At 32.7% G+C, this 3,560-nt stretch carries 2 protein-coding genes and 2 pseudogenes; all 4 read right to left on the reverse strand.

Features of this window, described 5'->3' with window-relative positions:
* Window positions 1-71 precede the first annotated feature (71 nt).
* A pseudogene (locus Wcon_RS10045) lies at window positions 72-1,060 on the reverse strand (IS110 family RNA-guided transposase).
* Window positions 1,061-1,656: 596 nt separating this feature from the next.
* Window positions 1,657-1,800 carry a transposase gene (locus Wcon_RS13170; protein ID WP_114517966.1) on the reverse strand — a complete coding sequence of 48 codons (144 nt, stop codon included), beginning with the start codon at window positions 1,798-1,800 and terminating at the stop codon, window positions 1,657-1,659.
* A gap of 364 nt (window positions 1,801-2,164) precedes the next feature.
* Window positions 2,165-2,351 (reverse strand): annotated as a pseudogene (locus Wcon_RS10055) (IS256 family transposase); the annotation flags it as partial.
* A 77-nt stretch (window positions 2,352-2,428) separates the two neighbouring features.
* The coding region (locus tag Wcon_RS10060) for an IS4 family transposase (protein ID WP_114517839.1) at window positions 2,429-3,560 on the reverse strand (1,132 nt) is incomplete at its 5' end.

The following is a 3,560-nucleotide window of genomic DNA, read 5'->3' on the forward strand; positions in this document are numbered from 1 at the left end:
TTCTGATTGTGTAACAGTACACAGATTACAGTTAGTGAATATGTTGAATGGATTGGAAGCATTTTTTGATTTTAAACTACAGTCAACATCCTAGTTCTGTAATTCTTGATATGATTTGGATCAAAAGCACTTTTGGATGTCAGGATACCGAAAATGATATGGAGTAGCTTACGCATTGCAGCTCCCACAATTGCCATATTATGCTTACCCTTCTTCTTTAGTCTTTGGCAAAAACTCACAATGATAGGATTGTGATTCTTGGCTACTATGGCAGGAAAGAAAAGGGCCTTACGTAATGTTTGTGAACCTGATTTACTTAATCTTGGTTTAGAATGTACAGATGAACCTGATGTTATATTTTTCGGTATAACTCCTGTATATGCTGCCAATTGCCTGGCATCTCTAAAAGCTTTTATGTCAGGGATTTCAGCTAAAATAGCCATTGCTGATTCCTCTCCTATTCCTGGAATAGTCAATAGAAGCTGAAAATTTTCCAACAATTCTTTGTGCTGCTTTAATAGTTTGCGTATGGAGTTTTTTATTATTTCTATTTTTTTAACTATATTCGTTGCAACAAGCATTTGCAACTTCTTTAGGCAGTCTCTCTTTTTTTTCTAGGTGGTTATTTACTAATTCTTTTAACGCAACTGAGCAACGATAAAGATGTTTTAATTTTTTCATTTCAGAAGAAGGTGGTGTCCAACGAGTTGGTTCCTGTCTTTGGCAATAATCAGCAATAATTTCTGCATCAGTCTGATCATTCTTTTGTCTTACGAGCTTACTCCTTGTATAAGATTTAATACAATAAGGATTTACAACACTAACAAAATGTCCAGCATTGTGCAGAAATTCAGCCAAAGCTTCGCTATAACAACCACATGCATGACTTTACTTCTTCCACATTATGCTTTTGTAGAAAACTCAGCAGACCTTGAAACCCAAGATCATCGTTCTTAAAGCTCCTTTTCCTAGTTTCACGCTTTTCTTTTTTACTTATGAATGAAAGAAAAACATCAAAGCGATCTTTTGATACATCAATTCCAAGAAAGTTGTTGATCATATATAACCCCATACGTTACCATTTAAAACGAAAAGTAAGGCTAACCTTGTGGATACAGAATTAGAGCCATTTAGGTCTTTCTACGATACCGTCCAGCCTATACTTTTGAGGAGGGAACTCTTATCTTTCTTACAGATTTTATATCTAAGAGGAGAAACAGAGTTCTTCCCTCCTCCACCTAATGCTTAAGCTTAAAACATTAGATGCTTTTTACAAGATACAAGAAGAGAAGCGGTAAAAATTATTTTAGACATTAAACGATAAAATTAGTAATTTATAGACTCTTTAAAAAAAATTATCTTATTTAAGACCAAGATTTCTTAAAAAATAAATATAACAAATAAACCTTAAATGGTTGCTATATTGGGTGTATTCTCTTAACTTGACGCATATGGTAAAATAAACTGTGTCAAACCGAAAAGTAAAATATTAGAATTAATATAAAACGGAGGTTTTACACATGAGTGAAAAAATGGCAAACAAATATGTTGGATTAGTAGACTATCAAGAACTATAGCTAACCAAAGTAAGGTTTCTCCGAGTGCTAAAAAACAAAATCAATGGCAGATCAGGCCAAAAATTTGGCAGTGACTTTCTTACGTTATAGCAAACCAAAATTTCTCAATTGGATTTAAATCCGGCGAGTATGATGGCAAAAATAAAACTTTACATTTAACACTTTCTTTTAATTTTTTCGTTCTTTCAGATTTATGAAAGCTCGCATTGTCGAGAATGATCAGGTTTTAATATTGGGACAAGCCTATTTTCGATGTATGCTTCAAATATTTCGCTGTTACAATACCCATCAATTATCCATGGTTTTTCCTTCATTCAGTGCTCCAATTATGCTCACTCTCCTTCTTTTGTATCCTGGTTTATCTGCAAATAACCTTTTGCCTTTTTTAGCCCATCCGTATGCATAAAATTCATTGTCCTCTATCCCTTATGAATATCAAGTTTTCTCCGTTTATTTCTTCTATCTTTTTCATGAACTCTTCGCGTTTCACTTTATCCCTTTCTTGATAAAGAAAAGTTTTTTTTATATCTATAGTTTACTTTTTTAAGATAGTTATATACTGTGTCCTTGCACATATTGCCAAATTCTTCAATATCTTCATTTGATAAGTGATTTTCTATTTCACCTTCCAAGCTTGCCTCCAGCAGCTTTTTTATAAACGGTGTCACCTCTTCCTGTCAGTGGTCTACCTTCTCGTATAGACGACAAGATATTTGTTTCTAATTCTTTGTAATCTACCAACCCGGTAGTTCTGTTTGCTACTTTTTGACTCATGTCAAACCTCCATTTTTATCTTAATTTATTATTTTATTTCTCGGTTTGACACAGTTTATTTAACCATAGGCGTCAAGTTAAGAGATTGTGAGCAAATTTAGAGAAGTTAAGGTGGATACCCTAGTTTTTCTGTACTTGTCTTTTAATGAAAATTGCGACCAAGTTATGGTAAGCTTTTTGAGAAAAATATTTAAGCCTTTAATTTTATTATTTAGTGCTAAAAATAACTCTCTAACCCGTCTTTTTAGCTCAATAAATGCCTTTGTTAAGCTAAGCTCCGTATTTTTTTTCAGTTCTGTGCAACCCACTATTCCATGAAATATAAGAATTGCACACAATTTGGCATATAGCTCACATAATACTCTGTATGGCTTTCCTCTCAGCTTATCAAGCCTTATATTACTCTTATATAATTTGAACAATAATTCAATTTGCCATCTTATTCGGTAAACTACTAGTATTTGCTCAGCATTAATCTTACTTTTTGGAACATTAGTTATAAATATCGACCAATTTAGTAACTTTTGGTTCCTTTGAGAAGATATGTATCCATGTGATCTTGCTAACTTATTAGCCTTTCTTCTTCTAACCATAGCTTGTTCTTCAGTTAGTTTTTTACATATAATTCTCACTTTAACCTTTGTTTCTTTTTCTAACAATACCTCCTGTTCTAGAAAAGATCGATCTTCCAAATGTTCTAGTAAATCTATTTTTTGACCTGTCTCTATATCATATATGTTGGTATCGGATTTATAACGACTTATGAAATAAGCTCCTATTTCATTGATTTGTTTAAAAGAACTTGGCACAAAATAACCCAAATCAGATATTAGTAAATCGTTGCTCGATATATTGCTTAAATGGCTTCTATAACCCTGATCTGACCTTATTCCTTCAGTTATATTAAGCTGGTCTAATGTCTGGTTTAGGTAGTCAAAAACTAATTGTAACTTTATTCCAGACTTAGTATTGCTTTCATAACCACTGTAGCTATAACCTTTATACATGTCTTCCATACTGTTAGGTAAGCTAATATAGCTGCTGTCTAATACCTTAACACCTCCAAAGTGCTTCAAGATTCTGCAATCAACTTGTAAGGTATTTTTAAGTAACGTTAAAGATTCATTATACATTCTTTTCATGAATTCCACTGCTTCCTTAGTAAATCTAAAGTCCAGACCTTGTTTTGTTATATTTATCGAGTCTTCA

This window comes from Wolbachia endosymbiont of Cylisticus convexus, assembly GCF_003344345.1.